Raw genomic sequence first — 21083 nt, forward strand, 5'->3', positions numbered from 1 at the left:
GGCCGGCGCAGGATAGGCGGCCGGCCCCGCTCGATCAATCGCGGGACATCCTTCCCTCGGGGGAGGGTGCGGCGCCGGATCGCGGCGCGACGCGCGATCCGCTCCGCCTCAGGCGTGCAGGGCCCGCAGGGCTTCGGCCTGGGCCAGGGCAGCCTGCTCGCCCGCAGCGATCGCGCGTTCGCGGAAGGCCCGCGACAAGTTCACCCAGTAGCCGAAATCGGGATGCAGCAGCAGGTCGGCAGCGGCGGCATCGGGGGCGGTGCGGGCGCGCTTGGCCAGATCGCCCTCGCGGAAGCGCGCGGCCGCGGCGGGCGCGCGGTCCTCGTGCGCCGAGGCGTCGACGGCCAGCACACGCTGCGCACCCAGGGCCCGCGCCAGCCGCACCGGCAGCGGACTGATCGGGTCGGCGTCGCCATACAGCCGGCCGCGGATCCGTACCGGCGCCAGCTCGCCGACGACGGCTGCCGCCGCCTGCACGGCCAGGCCGGCCTCGCCGGCGGTGAAGCCGACCAGGGCGCCGTCGTCCAGGCGCTGGGCCACGCAGACCATCGGCAGGGGCAGATCCTGCAGGCGTGGCGCGGGCAGTTGCGCCTCCAGCCATTCCGGCAGTCCTCCCGCGCCCAGCCAGTGCGGTCCGCCGGGCTGCAGGCGGATCAAGTCGTGCAGGCCGACCGAAAGCGCCAGGGCCTCGATGCGCGCCGCGTCCAGGCCGCCGGCCCGCAGCGTGCCGATGAGCGCCCCGACCGAGGCGCCCACGATCAGGTCCGGCACCAGGCCGAGCCGGTCCAGAGCCTTGAGCACGCCCACATGCACGAAGCCGCGCGGCCCGCCCGAGCTGAAGACCCAGGCCACCCGCGGGCGTCGGGCCAGCGGCAGCTCGCGCGGGGCGTCCGGCCCGCCATGGTCCTCGGGCAGGGTGCAGCCGCCGAGCAGGCTGCCCAGGCCCAGCGCAGCGAAACGGCGCAGGGTGTGGCGGCGGGCGGGGCGCGGCGGGTCGTGGGGCATTGTGGAAGGCAAAGGCTGCGGGATCCCGGCGCCTACGCCGGCCGCGGGCGGCCGGATGCCGGATGCCTACACTGCCACATGCCTGCCGATGACCACGACCCCGCCGACCCGAGCGACGCGCGCCTCACCGATCTGGAGATCAAGCTCAGCTTCACCGAGGACCTGGTCGAGCACCTGAACGCCATCGTCGCACGCCAGCAGCAGACCCTGGACGCGCTGCAGCACGAGCTGCGCCTCCTGCGCCAGCAGCTCCAGGCCCAGGACAGCCCCGCCGGCCCGCGCAGCCTGCGCGACGAGCTGCCGCCGCACTACTGAGCCGGCGTGGACGAAGCCAGCCGCTCCGCGCCCGCCCCGCTGCCTTTCCTGGCCGGCTACCCCGCCGGGCTGCAAGCGCAGGTCCGCGAGCTGCTGGCCACCGGCCGCCTGGCCGAGTACCTGGCCCGGCGCCATCCCGAGCCACATGCCGTGCGCACCAGCGCCCAGCTCTACGCGCATGTGCAGGCCCTCAAGCAGCGCCACCTGCGCCGCGCGCCGCCGCTCGGCAAGGTCGAGTACGACAGCCGCCTGCTGCTCGACCAGCGGGCGCTGGGCACGCTCAGCACCGTCTCGCGCGTGCAGGGCGCGCGCCTCCAGGCCAAGCGCGAGATCCGCATCGCCGCCGTCTTCAAGGACGCGCCGGCCGCGATGCTGCAGATGATCGTCGTGCACGAGCTCGCGCACCTCAAGGAGCGCGAGCACGACAAGGCCTTCTACGCGCTCTGCGAGACCATGCTGCCCGGCTACGCGCAGATCGAGTTCGACACCCGCCTGCACCTGCTGCTGCGCCAGCAGCAGGCCGAAGCCGCACGCCGGACACCGGCCGCCGGCCCTGCCTAAACTGCGGCGATGCCGCGCCCCTCCGCCCTGCCCCCTGCCGATCCGGTGCCGCATGCCCCCGCGCCGCGCCGCCGCTTCCTGCAAGGGGCCGCGGCCTGGATGGCGGCGGCCGGGCCGACGGCGGCCGCCGTCGACGCCCCGGATGCGGCGGGGGCCCAGCCCTTCAGCCCCTACGGCCAGCCGGCCCCGGCCGAAGCCGGCGTGCAGCGCCGCATCGGCCTGAACCATCGCGGCCTGGACACCAACGGCGCCGCCTGGACCCCGCTGGAACAGCTCGACGGCACGATCACGCCCAACGGCCTGCACTTCGTCCGCAACCACGGCGGCACGCCCCGCATCGACCCGGCGCAGCACCGCCTGCGCCTGATCGGCCGCGTGCGCCAGCCGCTGCAATGGAGCGTCGAGGCCCTGCTGCGCTACCCGCGCCGGGCACAGCAGGCCTTCCTCGAATGCGCGGGCAACAGCAGCGCCGGCTGGTTCGAGGAGCCGGTGCAGCGCCCGGCGGGCCTGGTCCATGGCCTGCTGTCCGGCGCCGAATGGGCCGGCGTGCCGCTGGCCCTGCTGCTCGACGAGGCGGGCGTGGATCCGCAGGCCGGCTGGCTGGTCGCCACCGGCGGCGATGCCGGCGCCATGCATGTCAGCGTGCCCATGGCCCTGGCGCGCGAGCGCGGCCTGATCGGCCTGTTCCAGAACGGCGAACGCCTGCGGCCCGAGAACGGCCACCCCATGCGCCTGGTGCTGCCGGGCCTCAAGGGGGTGCTCTGGGTCAAGTGGCTGAGCACGCTGGAAGCCTCCGATCAGCCGGCCATGGCCCGCAACGAGACCGCCCGCTACACCGAGCCCCTGCCCGACGGCCGGGTGCGGCAGTTCGCGATGCGCATGGACGTGAAGTCGCTGATCACCTCGCCCTCGCACGGCCAGACCCTGCCCGGCCCCGGCGTGCACGAGATCCGCGGCCTGGCCTGGAGCGGCCATGGCGCGATCCGCCGGGTCGAGGTCTCGGTCGATGGCGGCAAGCACTGGACCGAGGCACCGCTCGATGCTCCGGCCCAGGCTCATGCCCTGAGCCGCTTCCGCCTGCCCTGGCGCTGGGACGGCCAGCCGGCCCTGCTGCAGAGCCGCGCCACCGACGATCGCGGCCGGGTGCAGCCCAGCCGCGAGGCCCTGCTGGCCACCCGCGGCCGCGGCGGCTTCTATCACTACAACGCCATCGTCAGCTGGGCCGTCGCCCCGCATGGTGCGGTGCTGCACAGCTACGGCCAGGATGCTTTCGATGCCTTCTGAGCGCCGCTCCGCACGCCGCCGCGGCCTGCTGGCCGCGCTGCTGCTGGGCGCCGGGCCGCTGGCCGCCGCCGCCTCGCCGGGGCTGGGGGCCGAGGCCGGCCCGCCGCGCCTGGGCCAGCCGCTGCCCCCGGCGCAGGCCGGCAGCCTCAGCGTCTACCCCGATGGCCGCGGCCTGCCGCCCGGCCGCGGCAGCGTGGCTGAGGGCCGGGTGCTGTATGCCCAGCACTGCGCCAGCTGCCACGGGGCCGAGGGCGAGGGCCAGGCCCAGGGCCTGAACGGCGGCCGCCTGGTCGGCCGGGCGCCGCTGGCGCTGCGCCCCGGGGCCGAGCGCACCATCGGCAACCACTGGCCGCAGGCCAGCACCCTGTTCGACTACATCCGCCGCGCCATGCCGCTGCAGGCGCCGGGCAGCCTGCCGCCCGAGGCCGTCTATGCGCTCAGCGCCTGGCTGCTGCATGCCAACGGCCTGCTGCCCGAGGACGCCGTGCTCGATGCCGCCCGCCTGGCCGCGCTGAAGCTGCCGGCGCGCGAGCGCTTCATCCGCCACCCCGACTGAGGCTGCGCAAGCACAGCGGCCCGTGGCGGCGGCAAGCCCCCACGCGGCAAGGGCTATTCGCGGTCGACACACTGGCGGCCTCCGTGTTTACCCGGGGCCGTCAGGGTCTCGCTGTGTCCGATGTCCGCTTCCGCTTCGCCCCTTCCGTCGGCCGAGGCCGCGCTGTTCCAGCCCGGTCGCCTCGGCACCATCGCGGTGGCCAACCGTGTCGTCATGGCCCCGCTGACCCGCTGCCGCGCCGACGAGGCCGCCGGCGACGTGCCGGGTTCGCCGATGAACGTCGACTACTACCGCCAGCGCAGCGGCGCCGGCCTGATCATCAGCGAAGGCACCCAGGTCGCGCCGGCCGGCAAGGGTTACCGCGCGACGCCCGGCATCTACAGCGCGGCCCAGGTCGCGGGCTGGAAGCCGATCACCGCCGCCGTGCATGCGGCCGGCTCGAAGATCGTCGCGCAGATCTGGCATGTCGGCCGGGTCAGCCACCCCGACCTGAACGGCGGCCACACGCCGGTCGCGCCCTCGGCGGTTGCCGCCGCCGGCCAGGTGCACACGCCGCGCGGCAAGCAGGATCTTCCCCAGCCTCACGCCCTGAGCCTGGACGAGATCGCCGAGGTCGTCGCCCAGTTCCGGCGCGGCGCGGCCAACGCCCTCGCGGCCGGCTTCGATGGCGTCGAGATCCATGGTGCCAACGGCTACCTGATCGACCAGTTCCTGCGCGATGGCGCCAACCAGCGCCGCGACGCCTACGGCGGCAGCATCGAGAACCGCTGCCGCTTCGCGCTGGAGGTGGTCGATGCCGTGGTGGCGGAGATCGGCGCGGGCCGGGTCGGCATCCGCCTGTCGCCGCTGACGCCGTCCAACGGCATCCACGACTCGAATCCGCAGGCCGTCTTCGGCGCGCTGATCGAGCAGCTCGACCGGCGCGGCCTGGGCTTCCTGCACCTGGTCGAGGGCGCGACCGGCGGCACGCGCGAGCTGGGCGGCTTCGACTATGCCGGCGTCCGCCGCAGCTTCCGCGGCAGCCTGATCCTGAACAACGGCTACACCCGCGCGATGGCCCTGGAGGCGGTGCAGTCCGGCCGCGCCGATGCGATCGCCTTCGGCCGCGCCTTCATCGCCAACCCCGACCTGGTCGAGCGCCTGAAGCGCGACGCACCCTTGAATGCGCCGAACCCCGCGACCTTCTACGCCGAAGGCCGCGAGGGCTACACCGACTACCCGGCGCTCGCGGCCGCCTGAGGGTCGGCCGGCCGGACCGGCAGGTCCAGCGCCCGCGCCGCGCCGAGCAGCGCGGGCGCCGCCCCGTCGATCACCCAGGTCGGGATGGCCTGCAGGTAGCCGCGGAAGCGGCCCTTGGCCTCGAAGCGTTCGCGGAACGTCGAGGCTTTGAGGCGTTCCCCCAGGCGCGGCACGATGCCGCCACCCACATAGACGCCGCCGCGCGCGCCCAGCGTCAGCGCGAGGTCACCGGCCACGCTGCCGAGGAAGCCGCAGAACAGCTCCAGCGCCTCGTTGGCGGTCGAACCCGGCAGCTCGCCCGCGCGCTCCAGCACCTGGGCCGGCGAGACGATCTCGATGCCGCGCTTGCCCTCCAGCGCCAGCAGGGCGTGGTACAGGTCGACCAGGCCGGGGCCGGACAGCACCCGTTCGGCCGACACATGGCCGTAGCGCGCCTGCAGTACCTGGATGACGCGGAACTCACGCTCGGTGCTGGCCGCCAGGGTGACGTGGCCGCCCTCGCCCGACAGCGGCCAGGCCTCGGCCCCGCCACCCACCGGCAGCAGGCCCGACACGCCCAGGCCGGTGCCCGGGCCGATCAGGGCGCGTGGCGCATCCGGCGCCGCCGTCCCGCCGCCCACCGCCCGCAGCGCCTGCGGCGGCAGGGCCGGCAGGGCCAGGGCCAGGGCACTGAAGTCGTTGAGCATCAGCAGCCGGTCCAGGCCCAGGGCGGCGCGCAGGCCTTCGATGCTGAAGGCCCAGGCGTGGTTGGTCATCTTCACCGCATCGCCCGTCACCGGGTTGGCGATGCCCAGGGCCGCGCAAGCCGGCGGCGGCAGGCCCTGCTGGTGCAGGTAGGCGCGGATCGCGTCCTCCAGCCGGGCATGTTCCAGGCAGGGCAGCACCTGCAGCTGCGTGATGGCCGCCTGCGGCCCGGCCTGCCAGCCGAAGCGCGCATTGGTGCCGCCGATGTCGCCGAGCAGGCGCGGCCCCGCCGGCTGCGGGCCGGCGCCGGGGGCGCGGGCCTCATGCATCGGCTTGCTCCAGCGCCTGCACCATGGTCTTGCCCAGCTCCACGCCCCACTGGTCGTAGGCATGGATGCCCCAGATCGCCGCCTGGCAGAAGACCTTGTGCTCGTACAGGGCGATCAGCGCGCCCAGGGTCCAGGGGTTCAGGCGGTCCATCCAGACGATGCTGCTCGGCCGGTCGCCCGGGAAGCTGCGGTGCGGCAGCAGGCGCTGCACCGTGGCCTCGTCCAGGCCGGCGGCGCGCAGGCTGGCGGCGGTGTCGGTGGCATCGCGGCCGCCGGCCAGGGCCTCGGCCTGGGCCTGCAGGTTCAGGCGCACGACCCGGTCGTGCTCGGCCGCCAGCGGCAGGCCGGCGCCGCTGGCGCGCGTGCCGATGAAGTCCACCGGGATGCGGTGGCGGCCCTGGTGCACGAGCTGGAAGTAGGCATGCTGGCCGTCGATGCCCAGGCCGCCCCAGACGATGGGGCCGGTCTCGACCGCGGCCGGCGCGCCGTCGACCTGCACCGACTTGCCGTTGGACTCCATGTCCATCTGCTGCACGAAGGGCACGAAGCGCCCGAGCAGGCTGGCATAGGGCACGATGAGCTGGGTCGGGCAGTGCAGGAAGTTGCGGTTCCACACGCCGAACAGCGCCATCAGCAGCGGCAGGTTGCGGGCCGGTGGCGCGTCGAGGAAGTGCGCATCCATCGCCCGCCCGCCGGCCAGCAGCGCCCGGAAGGCCGCGGCGCCCAGGGCCAGGGCCACCGGCAGGCCGATGGCCGACCAGACCGAGTAGCGGCCGCCCACCCAGTCCCAGATGCGCAGGGTGCGCTCGGGCGCATGGCCCTGCGCCTGCGCGCGCTCGGGGTAGGCGGTGACGGCGAGCAGGTGCGTGTCGAGCCGCTCCGCTGGGCAGCCGCCGTCGCGCAGCCAGCGCCGGGCCGAGGCGGCCAGGGTCAGCGTCTCCTGCGTGGTGAAGGTCTTGCTCTGGAGGATGAAGGCGGTGCGGGCCGGGTCCAGGCCCTCCAGCGCGCCCTGCAGCGCCCAGGCGTCGGGGTTGGAGACGAAGTGCAGGCGCAGCGGCCGGGCCTCGGCCGGCAGCATGGGCAGCAGGGCCTCGCAGACCATGCGCGGACCGAGGTCCGAGCCGCCGATGCCGAGGTTCACCACGTCGGTGAAGCGCTGGCCGTCGTGGCCCGTCCACGCACCGCTGCGCAGGGCTTCGGCGGCGGCCAGCATGCGCTGCAGCTCGGCCTCGACCTGCTCGGCGCAGGCCCGTCCCCAGGGGGGCTGCGGCGCGGCCGGGTCGCCCCGCAGGGCCAGGTGCAGCACCGCACGGTCCTCGGTGGCATTGATCGGCTCGCCGGCCGCCATCGCGCGGGCCTGGGCCTGCACGCCGCTGGCCTCGGCCAGGGCCAGCAGGGCGTCGAGTTCGGGCCGGTCCAGGGCCTGGCGGCTGTAGTCCAGCTGCAGGCCGGCGGCCGCGGCCTGGAAGGCGGCGGCGCGGCCGGGTTGCTGCAGGCGCTCGCGCAGATGCGGCTGGGGCTGGGCGGCCAGGCGGGCCAGGGCGTGCCAGGCCGGGCGCTGCGGCGCCGGCACGAAGGGCGGGAGGGGCATGGCGTGCGGAGCGGGTCGAGGGGTGGGGGCGACGTGGACGGCGGCGGTCGCTGGGCGGGGTCCGGCGTTGCGGGCGGGCGACGGCGGGCTCAGGTGCGGGCGGCTTCCGCGGCCTCGGTCGCGGCACGGGCCAGCTGGCGGATGCCGTCCCAGTCGCCCGCGGCCAGGCGGGCGGGGGGCGTCAGCCAGGAGCCGCCGACCAGGGCGACGTTCGGCAGCTTCAGGTAGGCGCCCAGGCTTTCGGGCGTGACGCCGCCGGTCGGGCAGAAGCGCATGTCGCCCAGCGGCCCGGCCAGGGCCTTGAGCATGGGCAGGCCGCCGGCCTGCTCGGCCGGGAAGAGCTTGAGCAGGCGGAAGCCCAGCTCGCGGGCGCGCATCACCTCGCCGGGCGTCATCACGCCGGGAATGAAGGGCAGGCCGGCGGCGCAGGCGGCATCGGCCAGGCGCTCGGTCAGGCCGGGCGAGAGCGCGAAGCGCGCGCCGGCATCGCGCACCTGCATCAGCTCGGCGGGCCGGGTCACGGTGCCGGCGCCGACCTGCATGGCCGGCACCGCGCGGGCCACGGCCTCGATGGCGGCCAGGCCGGCCGCGCTGCGCAAGGTGATCTCCATCACGTCGATGCCGCCGTCCAGCAGGGCCTGGGCCAGCGGCACGGCCTGGTCGACCTGTTCGATCACGATCACCGGCACGACCCGCGAGCGGAAGGCGGGCAGGCTCGGCGTGGCGGGGTGGGGGCTGGGGGACATGGCAGGTCTCGGGTGGGTGGGGCCGGGTTGGCGTTCACGCCCGCTCAGGGCTGGCCGAGGCCGAAGGGCGAGGCACCGGCTTCGGCCGCGCTGGCGTGGTCGCGGAAGAGCTGGAAGATCTGCCGGCCGTGGTTGAGCAGGCCCTCGCGCGGCGCGCGCAGCGCGGGGCGGCGGGCCGCCAGCACGGCCGCTTCGACCTCCAGCTCCAGCAGGCCGCGCTCGCAGTCCAGCGTGATCCAGTCGCCGTCCTCGATGCGCGCGATCGGGCCGCCGTCGAGCGCCTCCGGGCTCAGGTGGATGGCCGCCGGCACCTTGCCGGAGGCGCCGGACATGCGGCCGTCGGTCACCAGCGCGACGCGCTGGCCGCGGTCCTGCAGCAGGCCGAGCACGGGGGTCAGCTTGTGCAGCTCGGGCATGCCGTTCGCTCGCGGGCCCTGCTCGCGCACCACGGCGACCAGGTCGCCCCGCAGCTCGCCCGCGCGGAAGGCCTGTTCGAGCTGCTTCTGGTCGCTGAAGACGCGGGCCGGCGCGCGCACCACGCGGTGTTCGGGCTTGACCGCCGAGACCTTGACCACCGCCCGGCCCAGATTGCCCTGCAGCAGGCGCAGGCCGCCATCGGGGCTGAAGGGCTGGGCGGCCGGGCGCAGCACATCGAGGTCGCCGCTGGCGGCCGGCGCATCGCGCCAGGCCAGCCGGCCGCCGTCCAGCCAGGGCTCGCGGGTGTAGGCGCGCAGGCCGCGGCCCATCACGGTGTCGACGTCCTCGTGCAGCAAGCCGGCGTCGAGCAGCTCGCGGATCAGGAAGCCCATGCCGCCGGCGGCATGGAAGTGGTTCACGTCGGCCTGGCCGTTGGGGTAGACGCGGGCCAGCAGCGGCACGGCGGCCGAGAGGGCGGCGAAGTCGTCCCAGTCCAGCACCAGGCCGGCGGCCCGGGCCATGGCGACCAGGTGCAGGGTGTGGTTGGTCGATCCGCCGGTGGCCAGCAGGCCCACCAGGCCGTTGACCAGCACCCGCGCGTCGATCTGATGGCCCAGGCCGCGCCGCGCCGGGCCGGGCTGGGCCAGGGCGACGGCGCGCTGCACGGCGGCCTCGCTCAGGGCCTCGCGCAGCGGCGTGCCCGGGTTGACGAAGGAGGCGCCCGGCAGGTGCAGGCCCATGATCTCCATCAGCATCTGGTTGGAGTTGGCCGTGCCGTAGAAGGTGCAGGTGCCGGGCCCGTGGTAGGCCGCCTGCTCGGAGGCCAGCAGGGCCTCGCGGCCGACCTTGCCTTGCGCGTACTCCTGGCGCACCTTGGCCTTGGCCTCGTTCGACAGGCCGCTGGTCATCGGCCCGGCGGGCACGAAGACCGTCGGCAACTCGCCGAACTGCAGGGCGCCGATGAAGAGGCCGGGCACGATCTTGTCGCAGACGCCCAGGCACAGCGCCGCATCGAAGACCTGGTGCGAGAGCGCGACCGCGGTGGCCAGCGCGATCACGTCGCGCGAGAACAGCGACAGCTCCATGCCGTCCTCGCCCTGGGTGATGCCGTCGCACATGGCCGGCACGCCGCCGGCCACCTGGGCGGTCGCGCCGGCCGCGCGGGCCGCGGCGCGCAGGCGCTCGGGGTAGCGCTCGTAGGGCTGGTGGGCCGAGAGCATGTCGTTGTAGGCGCTGACGATGCCGAGGTTGGGCAGGCGCTCGGCATTCAGCCGCAGCTTGTCGTCCTGCGGCATCGCGGCCCAGGCATGGGCGGCGTTCGCGCAGCCCAGGCCGGCGCGCTGGGCGCCGGGGCGGCGTGCGCTGTCGATCATCGCCAGGTAGGCCGCGCGGCTGGCGGCGCTGCGCACCTCGATGCGCGCGGTCACGGCCGCCAGGGCAGGGTGCAGGGCGGGGGCGGGCGCGGGGGTGCTCATGCGGAGCCTCCGGAAGTCAGTGGGGCAGCCACAGCGTGAACGGCACGGCCGTCTGCTGCAGCAGGTGGGCGATGGGCCAGGCCGGCGATGCGGGCCGCGCGGGATCGGCCACCACACGCGCCAGGGTGGCGAGCTTGTCGGCGCCCTGCAGCGGCAGCATGAGGGCGCGGGCGCGCAGCAGCTGGGGCAGGGTCCAGCTCAGCCGCGGATGCGCGGGCTGCGGGGCGGGATCGGGCAGGCGCATGGCCAGCACCCGGGCCGGCTGCCGCGGGTCCAGGCCGGCGGCCAGGTCGGGCGAGCCGGGGAAGAGCGAGGCGGTGTGCGCATCCGCCCCCATGCCCAGCAGCACCAGGTCGGCGGGGGGCAGCGCGGCGAGGCGCGCTTCGGCGGCGGCGGCGGCCTCGGCCAGGGTCGGCAGCGGGCCGGGGGCGATCAGGGGCACGAACTGTGCGGCGGCGGCCGGGCCCTGCAGCAGGTGCTCGCGCACCAGGCGGTCGTTGCGGTCGGGGTGGCCATCGGCCACCCAGCGTTCGTCGACCAGGGTCACGGTGAGCTGCGCCCAGGGCAGGGCCTGCGTACGCAGGGCCTCGAACAGCGCGACCGGCGAGCGTCCGCCCGAGACCGCGAGCGTGGCCGCGCCGTGATCGGCCACGGCCGCGCGCAGCGTGCCGGCCACGGTCCCGACGAGGTCCGCCAGGGCGTCCTCGGCCGGCGGCTGCCGCAGCCGCAGATGCGGCCAGCGCGCCTGGAGGGCGGGGGCCAGCCGGGCCAGGACGGCAGCGTCCATGCTCAGGACTCCTCGAACCAGGCCAGGTCCTCGCGCGCCATCAGCGCCGAGCTGGCGGCCGGGCCCCAGGTGCCGGCGCCGTAGTCGCGCGGGCGTTCGTCGAGCAGCTTCCAGCCGTCGAGGATGGGCTCGACCCAGGTCCAGGCGGCCTCCAGTTCGTCACGGCGCATGAAGTGGGTCAGGCGGCCCTTGATCACGTCCATCAGCAGGCGTTCGTAGGCTTCGGCGCGGCGCTTGTCGGAGGCGGACTGCAGGTCCAGCTCCAGTTTGACCGGCCGCGGCACCATGCCCGAGCCGGGTTCCTTGACCATCATCTCCAGCTGGATCGATTCCTCCGGCTGCAGGCTGATGATGAGCCGGTTCGGCCGGCCGCCGGACTGGTTCGGGAAGATCGAGAAGGGCTGGCGCGCGAACTCCACGATGATCTCGGAGCGCCGCGTCTGCATGCGCTTGCCGGTGCGCAGGAAGAAGGGCACATGCGCCCAGCGCGCATTGTTGATGTGGGCCTTGAGCGCGACGAAGGTCTCGGTGCGGCTGTCGGCCGGCACGTTCTCTTCCTCGCGGTAGCCGCGCACCGCCTGGCCTTCGGCGAGGCCGGCGGTGTACTGGCCGCGCACGGTGTCGCGCCGCACATCGGCCAGCTCCATGCGGCGCAGCGAGCGCAGCACGCGCAGCTTCTCGTCGCGCACATCGTCGGGGTTCAGCGAGATCGGCGGCTCCATCGCCACGATGCACAGCAGCTGCAGCAGGTGGTTCTGCACCATGTCGCGCAGCGCGCCCGCGCCATCGTAGAAGCCGGCCCGGCTGCCGACGCCGACCGACTCGGCCACCGTGATCTGCACGCTGCGGATGTAGGGGGCGCGCCAGAGCGGCTCGAAGATGGCGTTGCCGAAGCGCAGCACCATCAGGTTCTGCACCGTCTCCTTGCCGAGGTAATGGTCGATCCGGTAGACCTGCTCCTCGCGGAAGTGCCGGCCGATGTCGGCATTGATCGCGCGCGCCGAGGCCAGGTCGGTGCCGAGCGGCTTCTCCAGCACGACGCGCGAGCGCGCGTCGATCAGGCCGGCTGCATCCAGCTGCGCGCCGATCTGCGAGAACAGGCTGGGTGCGGTGGCCAGGTAGAAGACCCGCTGCGGCACGCTGCCGGCGGGCTCGCGCAGCACGGCGTAGTCCTCGGCCCGGGTCGCGTCCAGGCAGCGGTAGCCCAGGATGCCGAGGAAGCGCTGCCAGACCGGCGCGCTGAAGGCCGCCGGATCGATGAAGGCGCGCGAGTGGCCGTCGATGAAGGCCAGGTAGTCGGCCCGGCTCCAGCCCTGGCGGCCCAGGCCGAGGATGCGCGTGCCGGGCTCCAGCCGCTCGTGCAGGAAGGCCATGTAGAGCGCCGGCAGCAGCTTGCGGAAGGCGAGGTCGCCGCTGCCGCCGAAGATGACGATGTCGAGCTGGCCGGGGCCCGGTTCGGGGCTGGCGACAGCCGCTTCCAGCGCGGCGGACGGGCGGGCCACGGAGGCCTCAGACGGATGCATGGCGGCTCTCCTGGGAACGGGGGGCATGCAGGCGCAGCGCGAAGCCGGCCGCGACGATCAGCAGCACGCCGGCCAGCTGGATGACCTGGCGCGGGTCGCTGCCGAGCAGGCTCTTGTAGTAGAGCGGCAGGGTCAGCATCTGCACGATCATCGGCAGCACGATGAAGGTGTTGAACAGGCCCATGTAGACGCCGACGCGCTCCTTGGGGATGCTGTCGGCCAGCATGATGTAGGGGTTGCCCATGATGCTGGCCCAGGCCAGGCCGATGCCGACCATGGGCAGGAAGAGCAGGGCCTTGCTCTGGATGCCGGGCAGGGCCAGCATGCCCAGGCCGGCCAGCACCAGGCAGGCCGCATGCACGCGGGCCGGACCGTGGCGGCGGCTGAAGGGGATGAGCGCGAAGGCCGCGAGGAAGGCGACGAAGTTGTAGAAGCCGCCGATCTGGCCGTTGAGCAGGCCGGCCTCGCGCAGGCCGCTGCTGCCGGCCTCGCCACTGCCGAACATCGACAGGGCCAGCGAGGGCACGATGTAGATCCAGTAGCACAGCATGCCGTACCACTGGAAGAACTTCATCCACCACAGGCGGCGCATGGCCTGCGGCATCTCGCGCACCGCCGCGACGATCTCGCCGAAGGTGGCCCTGAGCCCGCGCGGCAGCGCGCGCAGGGCGGCGCGTTCGGCCTCGCTCAGCGGCAGCTCGGGCGTGCTGCGCACCGACCACAGCACGCTGGCGATGGACACGACCGCGCCGATCATGAAGGCCGTCACCGTGGCATGCGGGATGCCGCTGTCCAGCGTCGCATCGCGGTCCAGGCCCCACCACACGAGCAGGCTGGGCGTGAGGTAGGCGAGGGTCTGGGCCAGGCCGGTGAAGGCGCTCTGGATCAGGAAGCCCGAAGGCTGCTGCACGCGCTCCAGCCGGTCGCTGACGTAGGCGCGGTAGGGCTCCATCGTCACGTTGTTGGCCGCATCCAGGATCCACAGCAGGCCGGCCGCGAACCACAGCGTCGGGCTGAAGGGCATGAGCAGCAGGCCCAGGCTGCACACCAGGGCGCCGATCAAGAAGTAGGGCGTGCGCCGGCCCCAGCGGCTGTCGGTGCGGTCGCTCATCGCGCCGACGACCGGCTGCACCAGCAGGCCGGTGACCGGCCCGGCCAGCCACAGCAGCGGCAGGCTGGCCTCGTCGGCACCGAGGAACTTGTAGATCGGGCTCATATTGGCCTGCTGCAGCCCGAAGCTGTACTGGATCCCGAAGAATCCGAAGTTCATGCTGAGCAGCTGCCACAGGGTGAGCAGAGGTTTCCGGCGGGTCATGGACAAGGTCCTGCGTGCGCGGTGGACGGGGGGCTCAGGCCGCGGGCGGCCGCAGCCACAGGGCGGCATGGCCCGGCAGGGTGAGCGGCTGCTGCGGATCGATCGTGAGCATGCGCCCTTCGGCATCCAGGGTCTGCAGCGGGCCCTGGGCGAGCGTGCGCAAATCCGCCGTGCAGGCGGTTTCGCCGAAGTTGAACAGGCCGATCACGCCGTCGCGCGCCAGCGCCAGCAGGCCGGGCGCTTCGGCCGGCAGCAGGCGCAGCCGCACCGGCCTGCCCTGCGGCAGCAGGGCCAGGCGATCCCGCTGCAGGCGGCGGAGCATGGCGAAGCAGCGGCCGGCCAGGTGCTGGGGATCGTGGCGTCGTGCGGCGGCGGCGGCGTCGAAGGCGGGGCGGTGCAGCTCGCGGCCGTCCGGGCCCTGGCGCGCCTGCAGCTCGGCTTCCCCGACGTTGTCCTGGCCCAGTTCCTCGCCCATGTAGATCAGCGGCAGGCCGCCGACGAAGAAGCTCAGGGCATGCAGCAGCTGCATGCGGGCCAGGGCCGGCTCCGGGTCGCGGCCGTCCGGGGGCAGGCCGGCCAGGGCCAGGGTCATGCCATTGGTGCCGTGCACGGCATGCTCGTCGGCAGCCTGGAAGGCCCGGCCGCGGGGCCGTGGGTCGGGGCCGCGGCCGGCGTAGTGGCGCGAGGCCCGGGCCAGGCGCGCGACGGGCTCGCTGCCGAGCGCGCTCAGCTCGGGCCGCAGCACGTTCCAGCCGATGTCGTCGTGGCAGCGCACGTAGCTCAGCCACAGGCAGCCTTCGGGCAGGTCGGGCGTGTGGCGCAGCACCTCGCGCACCGCGCCGGCCTCGCCCTCGGCCAGGGCCAGCCAGGCGGCCGCCATCAGGCTGGCGTGGTAAGCCACCTGGCATTCCGGGCCGGGCTGCGGGCCGAGGCCGAAGTAGGGCGGCAGCTCGCGGGTCGGCATGATGGCCTCGGCCTTCAGCACCACGCCGGGGGCGGCCAGCGCGCACAGCGCGCGCAGGGCCTGCAGGATCAGGTGGATCTCGGGCTGGTTCAGGCAGTTGCTGCCTTCGCGCTTCCACAGGTAGCCGGTGGAGTCGAGCCGGAAGGCCTCGACGCCCTGGTTGGCCAGCTTGAGCAGCGCGGCCGCGATCTCGGCGAAGACCGCCGGGTTCGCGTAGTTCAGGTCCCACTGGTAGGGGTAGAAGGTCGTCCAGACCCAGGCCTGGCGTGCCTCCACCCAGGTGAAGTTGCCGGGCGCGGTGCCGGGGAAGACCTGGCCAAGATGGCGCTCCTGCGCGGCCACGGCCTCGGCGCTGTCGCGCCAGTGGAAATAGTCCAGGTAGGCAGGGTCGCCGGCCAGCGCGGCCTGCGCCCAGGGGTGTTCGTGCGAGACGTGGTTGAGCACGAAGTCGCTGCACAGGCTGATGCCTGCGGCGCGTAGGGTGCGGCACAGCGCGGGCAGGTCGGCCTGGGTGCCGAGCGCGGGCTCGACGGCCTCGAAGCTCGCGACGGCGAAGCCGCCGTCGTTCGGCGGGCTGCCCGCCTTCAGGAAGGGCAGCAGGTGCAGGTAGCGCACGCCCAGCTCCTGCAGGTAGGGCACGCGTTGCGCGACACCGCCCAGCGTGCCGGCGAACTTGTCGACGTAGGCGCAGTAGCCGAGCAGGCCGGCATGCAGCCATTCGGGCTGCCGCTCGCGGTCCAGGTCGAGCTGCCACAGCGCCGGCTCGCGCTCGGCCGCGCAGCGCAGGGCCTGGCACAGCACGCCGTCGAGGAAGGCGTCGAAGCCCGGCTGCCGGCCGTAGAGGCGCTGCAGCCGGTCGTGGAGACGGGGAAACTCGCGGGCCAGGCGGGGCCGCAGCGCGGCCGCCCGGGCCGGCGGCATGGCGGCCAGGGCCGCTTGCACGCCGGCGGGCCAGCAGGGGTCGACCGGGAGCGGACTCGCCGTCGCGCCGTCGAAGCTCATGCGATCTCTCTTCACGGTGGGGAGGGTCGGAGACCGGGTCCGCACCCGGGCCAGCTCGTGACCGGCCCGGATGCGGTCGGACCCGTTCAGAAGCTGTGACGCAGCGACAGGCTGACGGTGCGGCCGTTGATCGAGCGGGCGGCGGCACGGTCGGTGTTCGATTCCGTGTAGCCGATCTTGTCGAACAGGTTGTTGGCCGTCAGGCTCACCGTGGTCGAGGGCGTGAGCTCGTAGCGCGCGAAGGCGTTCACGTAGGTGTAGGCCGGCAGCTCGGTTTCCAGCGCGGTGGTCTGCGCGTCGCGCGACTTGGTCGTGCCGACGACCGAGGCGCCGACCATGACGGGCCCGGCCTGGTAGCTGGGCGCGAGCTGGAAGATCACCTTGGCCTGGCGGTTCGGCGCCTTGCCGACGTAGGCGGCGTTGTTGCTCTCCACGACTTCGGCATCGGTGTAGGTGATGCTGCCGTTCAGGCGGAAGTTGCCGAGGCGCCAGCCGCTTTCCACTTCCACGCCCTTGGCGTCGAACTTGTTCGCCGAGGACACGCCGGTGGTCAGGTCGAAGTTGCTCTCGTCCGTCTTGGCCTGGAACAGGGTGATGAAGGTGCTGAAGTTGCCCTGGCGGTACTTCACGCCGCCTTCGAGCTGCTTGACGCGGTTCGGCTCGACGTCGATGCCCTTGAAGCAGCTGTTGCCGCAGACGGCCAGCGCCGCGCCCGAGGGGAAGAGGATGCGGTCGCTCTGCAGCGCACCGCCGCGGCTGTAGCGGCCGAACAGGGCCAGGTCCTTGTTGAGCCGGTAGTTCACGCCCAGCGAGTAGGAGTTCAGCGTCGAGCGGTAGTCCACGCCCTGCGAGCCCGGCGAGCCGCCGCCGTTGTCCTCGAAGCTGCCGGTCACGCGCTGGCGGTCCTTGCGCACGCTGGCGTCCAGGTTCCAGGGGCCGCTTTCGAAGCCGACGGCCAGGTAGGGGGCGACGCTCTCGTAGCTCAGGTCCAGGTTGCGCTTGTAAAAGCTGCTGTAGGGGCCGTAGCTGGTGTTGCTGTTGACCGGCAGGCTGGATTCGAAGCCGCCGATCTCCCAGTCGAGGTCGAGCTTCTGGCTGGCCAGGAAGAGGCCGGCGGTGGTCGTCAGCGTCTGGCCCTCGCCGAACTTGAAGGCCCGGCTGGCCTTCAGGTCGTTGACGGCCAGGCTGGCGTCGTTGAAGCGCGCGCCGAGGTAGAGCGCGTCGTAGGACGTCGGGCTGTTGGTGGCCGGGTTGTTGCCGGCCGCGCCGTAGCTGTTGGGCAGGATGCCGTTGAACTCGCCGCTGTTGCGCGACAGGCGGAACTTGTCGTTGAGGGTCCAGCCGCCGCCGAGGTTGAGGTTGACCTCGCCGCCCAGGGCCAGGCTCTTCGAACGCAGGCCGTCGTTGATGTCGGCCGCGCGGCCGCCGTGCAGGCCGTAGTTGCCGATCTTGGGCAGCTTGCTGTCGTAGGGCGAGAACTCGCGCGGGTCGACGCCGCGGACTTCCTGGATCTTGCCGTTGACGATGCGCACCGGCACCGGCAGGTTGGTCGGCGTCTGGTCGTCGAGGAACTTCAGGAAGAGCTTGGCGCTGTTGCCCCCGCCGAAGTCCTTGCTGATCGCCATGCGGACCTGGCCGCCCTTCTCCAGCGTGGCCCCCTGGGTTTCGCGCAGGCCTTCGCCGTTGCGCAGGAAGCCGCTGATCTGGAAGCCGGTGGTCTCCGACAGGCGGGTGGCGTAGGCGAAGTCCACGCGGCGGCTGCGGCCGCCCCCGAGGTTGGTCGTCACGCCGACCGTGCCGCCCTCGGTCTCGCCGGTCTTGCTGAGGAAGTTGATCACGCCGCCCGCCGCGTTGGTGGCCAGGGTCGAGGCCGAGCCGCCGCGCACCACTTCCAGGCCGTCGGTGCCGTAGTCGGCACGGATCAGCATGTCGGGCGTCAGGAAGTTGAAGTCGCCGAACAGCAGCACCGGCAGGCCGTCTTCCTGGAACTGCACGTAGCGCGAGCCGCCGGCCGAGATCGGCACACCGCGCACCGTCACGTTGGCATTGCCTTCGCCCGAGCTGGCCTCGGCCCGCACGCCGGGGATGGAGCGCAGGATTTCCGCAGTGCTGGTCGCGCCCGAGTCCTGGATCTGGTCGCTGCTCATCGAGCTGACCGACAGCGACTGGCGCATCTTCGGCCGCGCCTCGGGGGTGGCCGTCACCACGACCTCGTCGAGGTTCAGCGTGCCGGTGGGCGCCTGCGGCGGCGCGTCCTGCGCGAGGGCGCCGAGCTGGACCAGGGCCAGCAGCGCGGCGAGCGGAATGCTCTTCGGCACGAAATGGGGGGTGGGCTTCTTCACGTTTGTCTCCGGATTCGCTGGGGAAAAGCCGGTCGGCTCCTGCGGCGACGGCTGGACCGCGAAGCGCCCAGGCAGGGCCTTGGCAATTGCGGCCTCGGCATGTTGGCTGGAACTGCAAACGTTTGCAATCTGGCCGGCTGACGAAAGCCTGCTGGCCGCCCGATGTTCGGGGCGCTGTCCGGCTGCGCTTCATTCGGACGGCTTCATTCCCCTAAGGACTTTCCCTGAATGTCGCCAAAAGCGCAAAAACCAGTGGTTTCAGGGGGGCGGCCCAGGGGCTTGCCTTGACGGGGGGCTCGGAATGCAAGCGTTTTCAACGAAGGGTAAGTACGGATGCGAATGCCTTGAGCCGGTCCCTAGCATTGCAAACGTTTGCAATTCGATGGCGACCCATCGCCTCGCCGAGGAGCTCCAGTCCCATGTCCGACTACGCCAGCCGCCAGCGCAACTCGCGAAACCACGTCGCGGGTCTGTCCGTGGTGGTCCTGCTGCACCTGCTGATCGCCTGGGCGGTGAACTCCGGCCTGACCCAGAACATCGTCAAGATCGTCCGGGGTCCGGTGGAGGCCCAGCTGGTCGAGGAGAAGACGCCGGACCTGCCGCCACCGCCGCCTCCCCCGCCGCCGCCCGATGCGGCCCCGCCGCCGCCGGCCGTGGCGCCGCCGCCGGTCTTCGTGCCGCAGCCCGAAGTGGCGCCGCCGCCGACCCCGGCGGCCCACGCGATCGCCGCGGTCACCAGCACGCCGCCGCCGGCCGACGCGCCGCCGCCGGGTCCGCCGGTGCCCCCCGCGCCGCCTGCCCCGCCGGCGCCGCCCGCTCCGCCGGCCCCGCCGCCGGACGTGCGTGTCGCGCCCGTCATCAACGCCGCGCAGAACTGCGAGAAGCCGCCCTATCCGGCCGCTTCGCGGCGCGCCGAGGAGGAGGGCACGGTCCAGCTGCGCTTCCTGGTCGGCGTCGACGGCAAGGTGCTCGATTCGCAGGTCGAGCAGACCTCCGGCCACAAGCGCCTGGACGAGGCCGCCCGGGCCGCCCTGTCCCGCTGCCAGTTCAAGCCCGGCACGCTCAACGGCCAGCCCGAACAGGCCTGGGCCAGCATGAAGTACACGTGGCGCCTGGAGTGATTCCGGCCCGCGCCCGCCCCGCACCCCATCCCCACGCCTGTCCCCACGGCGATTTCCCGAGGAGTGAACCGACATGAAGAACGCCCTGATCACCCTGGCCTCGCGGGCCTGTCTGGCCCTCGGGCTGCTGCTGACCGTGCCGGCCATGGCGGCCGACCCGGCCCCTGCCGCCGCGGCGAGTGCCGCCGTCGAGGCCGCGCCGGCCCTGGCCCCGGTCCCGGCCGTCCCGGCCCCGGCCGCCGATGCGCACGGCGGCGACAACCCCTACGGCATCAAGGCCCTGTGGGCCCAGTCCGACGTGGTGGCCAAGACCACCCTGCTGATCCTGGCGCTGATGAGCATCGGCAGCTGGTATGTGATCGTCACCAAGCTGGTCGAGCAGGGCCGCGTCGGCGGCCATGCCCGCAAGGTGCAGGAAGGTTTCTGGAACTCGGCCTCGATCCGCGAGGGCACCGAGAAGCTCAGCGCCGCCAGCCCCTTCCGCTTCATCGCCGAGAAGGGCCTGGAAGGCGCGAGCAAGCATGAGGGCCTGCTGGGCGCGGTGGACTTCAACACCTGGGTCACGATGAGCATCCAGCGTGCCATCGGCCATGTGCAGAGCCGCCTGCAGGACGGCCTGGCCGTGCTGGCCACGGTCGGCTCCACCGCGCCCTTCGTCGGCCTGTTCGGTACGGTCTGGGGCATCTACAACGCGCTGGTGAAGATCGGCCTGTCGGGCCAGGCCTCGATCGACAAGGTGGCCGGCCCGGTCGGCGAGTCGCTGATCATGACCGCCATCGGCCTGGCCGTGGCCGTGCCGGCGGTGCTGGGCTACAACTGGCTGGTCCGCCGCAACAAGTCGGCCATGGAAGAGGTGAACGCCTTCGGCAGCGACCTGCACTCGGTCCTGCTGGCCTCGGCCAAGAAGTGACGGCCTCCCGCAACCCCTCCTTGCAGCGCAGAGGCCAGCCATGGGCATGAACGTCGGCTCGGATTCCGGCGAGGACGAGGTCCTCAGCGCCATCAACACGACCCCGCTGGTCGACGTGATGCTGGTGCTGCTGATCATCTTCCTCATCACCATCCCGGTGGTCACCACCTCGATCAAGGTCAACCTGCCCAAGGAGACCAATGTCGTGCGCGAGACCAAGCCGGACAACGTGATCATCTCCGTCAACGAGGTCGGCGGCATCTACCTCTACGACACCCCGATCAAGGACAGCCGCGACCTGCTCGACCGCATGAAGGTCTTCGCCGCGAAGAAGCCGCAGCCCGAGGTGCAGATCCGCGGCGATGCGAAGAGCGACTTCGAATCCGTCGGCCGCGTGATGTATGCGGTGCAGCGCGCCGGCATCGTCAAGGTCGGCTTCATCACCGAACCCACCGGCCCCTGAGCGCCGAAGGAGAACCCCATGGGCATGAACCTCGGATCCGGCCCCGGCGCCGAGCCGGAGGTGATGATGGACATCAACACCACCCCGCTGATCGACGTGATGCTGGTGCTGCTGATCATGCTGATCATCACCATCCCCATCCAGCTCCACAGCGTGGACCTGAACCTGCCGACCCCGTCGAACGCACCGAAGAAGCTGGACCCCGTGATCGTCAGCCTGCAGGTCGATGCCGACCGCAACGTGCGCTGGAACGGCGAGGTGCTGGCCGGCGGCCGCGCCGAGCTGGAGGCCCGCCTGCAGGCCGCAAGCCTCCAGCAGCCGCAGCCCGAGCTGCACATCCGCTCGCATGCCAAGGCGCCCTACGAGGTCGTCGTCAGCGTGATGACCAGCGCCCAGCGCGCCGGGCTCAAGAAGCTCGGCATCGTGGGCTCCGAGCAGTTCGCCAACTGAGGCC

At 73.0% G+C, this 21083-nt stretch carries 19 protein-coding genes; 9 read left to right on the forward strand and 10 right to left on the reverse strand.

What is annotated here, in order from left to right; translation table 11 throughout:
• Positions 1–108: 108 nt before the first annotated feature.
• Positions 109–1005, reverse strand: a complete 897-nt coding sequence (locus H4F90_RS09435) for a patatin-like phospholipase family protein (protein WP_182663899.1) — start codon at positions 1003–1005, stop codon at positions 109–111.
• A gap of 78 nt (positions 1006–1083) precedes the next feature.
• Here H4F90_RS09435 and H4F90_RS09440 point away from each other — a divergent pair, with 78 nt between their 5' ends.
• From H4F90_RS09440 to H4F90_RS09460, 5 genes are all read left to right on the forward strand, one after another.
• On the forward strand, positions 1084–1320 hold the full coding sequence (locus H4F90_RS09440; RefSeq protein WP_182663901.1) for a SlyX family protein: 237 nt from the start codon (positions 1084–1086) through the stop codon (positions 1318–1320).
• A gap of 6 nt (positions 1321–1326) precedes the next feature.
• Positions 1327–1881 carry a YgjP-like metallopeptidase domain-containing protein gene (locus H4F90_RS09445; RefSeq protein ID WP_328700881.1) on the forward strand — a complete coding sequence of 185 codons (555 nt, stop codon included), beginning with the start codon at positions 1327–1329 and terminating at the stop codon, positions 1879–1881.
• 9 nt (positions 1882–1890) lie between these two features.
• Positions 1891–3165, forward strand: a complete 1275-nt coding sequence (gene soxC, locus H4F90_RS09450) for a sulfite dehydrogenase (protein WP_182663903.1) — start codon at positions 1891–1893, stop codon at positions 3163–3165.
• Entirely contained in the window at positions 3155–3721 is a 567-nt protein-coding gene (locus H4F90_RS09455) for a c-type cytochrome (protein WP_182663905.1), read from the forward strand. The genes soxC and H4F90_RS09455 overlap by 11 nt, the downstream gene beginning before the upstream one ends.
• 120 nt (positions 3722–3841) lie before the next feature.
• Positions 3842–4960 (forward strand): alkene reductase, encoded by a 1119-nt coding sequence (locus H4F90_RS09460; RefSeq protein ID WP_182663907.1) that lies wholly within the window; start codon positions 3842–3844, stop codon positions 4958–4960.
• On the opposite strand, the gene H4F90_RS09465 is transcribed toward H4F90_RS09460, so the two are convergent.
• From H4F90_RS09465 to H4F90_RS09505, 9 genes are all read right to left on the reverse strand, one after another.
• Complete coding sequence (locus tag H4F90_RS09465; RefSeq protein ID WP_182663909.1) at positions 4936–5973, reverse strand: glucokinase; 1038 nt, start codon at positions 5971–5973, stop codon at positions 4936–4938. The genes H4F90_RS09460 and H4F90_RS09465 overlap by 25 nt on opposite strands.
• Positions 5966–7564, reverse strand: a complete 1599-nt coding sequence (gene pgi / locus H4F90_RS09470; RefSeq protein ID WP_182663911.1) for a glucose-6-phosphate isomerase — start codon at positions 7562–7564, stop codon at positions 5966–5968. Before pgi ends, H4F90_RS09465 begins: the two co-directional genes overlap by 8 nt.
• An 89-nt stretch (positions 7565–7653) precedes the next feature.
• Positions 7654–8310, reverse strand: coding sequence for a bifunctional 4-hydroxy-2-oxoglutarate aldolase/2-dehydro-3-deoxy-phosphogluconate aldolase (eda, locus tag H4F90_RS09475; RefSeq protein ID WP_182663913.1), 657 nt, complete (start codon positions 8308–8310; stop codon positions 7654–7656).
• Between the two features lie 44 nt (positions 8311–8354).
• A complete protein-coding gene (edd, locus tag H4F90_RS09480; RefSeq protein ID WP_182663915.1) occupies positions 8355–10202 on the reverse strand; it encodes a phosphogluconate dehydratase in 1848 nt (615 codons plus the stop codon).
• A gap of 16 nt (positions 10203–10218) precedes the next feature.
• Positions 10219–10989, reverse strand: coding sequence for a 6-phosphogluconolactonase (pgl, locus tag H4F90_RS09485; protein WP_182663917.1), 771 nt, complete (start codon positions 10987–10989; stop codon positions 10219–10221).
• 2 nt (positions 10990–10991) lie between these two features.
• Positions 10992–12512: a glucose-6-phosphate dehydrogenase gene (gene zwf / locus H4F90_RS09490; protein ID WP_182663919.1), complete on the reverse strand. Its 1521-nt coding sequence runs from the start codon at positions 12510–12512 to the stop codon at positions 10992–10994.
• Entirely contained in the window at positions 12499–13827 is a 1329-nt protein-coding gene (locus tag H4F90_RS09495) for an MFS transporter (RefSeq protein WP_182663921.1), read from the reverse strand. Before H4F90_RS09495 ends, zwf begins: the two co-directional genes overlap by 14 nt.
• 34 nt (positions 13828–13861) lie before the next feature.
• A complete protein-coding gene (locus H4F90_RS09500) occupies positions 13862–15793 on the reverse strand; it encodes an alpha-amylase family glycosyl hydrolase (protein ID WP_182663923.1) in 1932 nt (643 codons plus the stop codon).
• 86 nt (positions 15794–15879) lie between these two features.
• Entirely contained in the window at positions 15880–18135 is a 2256-nt protein-coding gene (locus H4F90_RS09505) for a TonB-dependent receptor (protein WP_328700883.1), read from the reverse strand.
• A 419-nt stretch (positions 18136–18554) separates the two neighbouring features.
• Here H4F90_RS09505 and H4F90_RS09510 point away from each other — a divergent pair, with 419 nt between their 5' ends.
• The 4 genes from H4F90_RS09510 to H4F90_RS09525 all read left to right on the forward strand — a co-directional run bounded on the left by H4F90_RS09510 (position 18555) and on the right by H4F90_RS09525 (position 21079).
• Complete coding sequence (locus H4F90_RS09510) at positions 18555–19256, forward strand: energy transducer TonB (protein ID WP_182663925.1); 702 nt, start codon at positions 18555–18557, stop codon at positions 19254–19256.
• Between the two features lie 73 nt (positions 19257–19329).
• Positions 19330–20166, forward strand: coding sequence for a MotA/TolQ/ExbB proton channel family protein (locus H4F90_RS09515; protein ID WP_182663927.1), 837 nt, complete (start codon positions 19330–19332; stop codon positions 20164–20166).
• A 40-nt stretch (positions 20167–20206) separates the two neighbouring features.
• A complete protein-coding gene (locus tag H4F90_RS09520; protein WP_182663929.1) occupies positions 20207–20629 on the forward strand; it encodes an ExbD/TolR family protein in 423 nt (140 codons plus the stop codon).
• Positions 20630–20647: 18 nt separating this feature from the next.
• On the forward strand, positions 20648–21079 hold the full coding sequence (locus tag H4F90_RS09525) for an ExbD/TolR family protein (protein WP_182663931.1): 432 nt from the start codon (positions 20648–20650) through the stop codon (positions 21077–21079).
• Positions 21080–21083: the final 4 nt, after the last annotated feature.

Origin of the sequence: Aquariibacter albus (genome assembly GCF_014145335.1) — a bacterium.
GTDB lineage: Bacteria > Pseudomonadota > Gammaproteobacteria > Burkholderiales > Burkholderiaceae_C > Aquariibacter > Aquariibacter albus.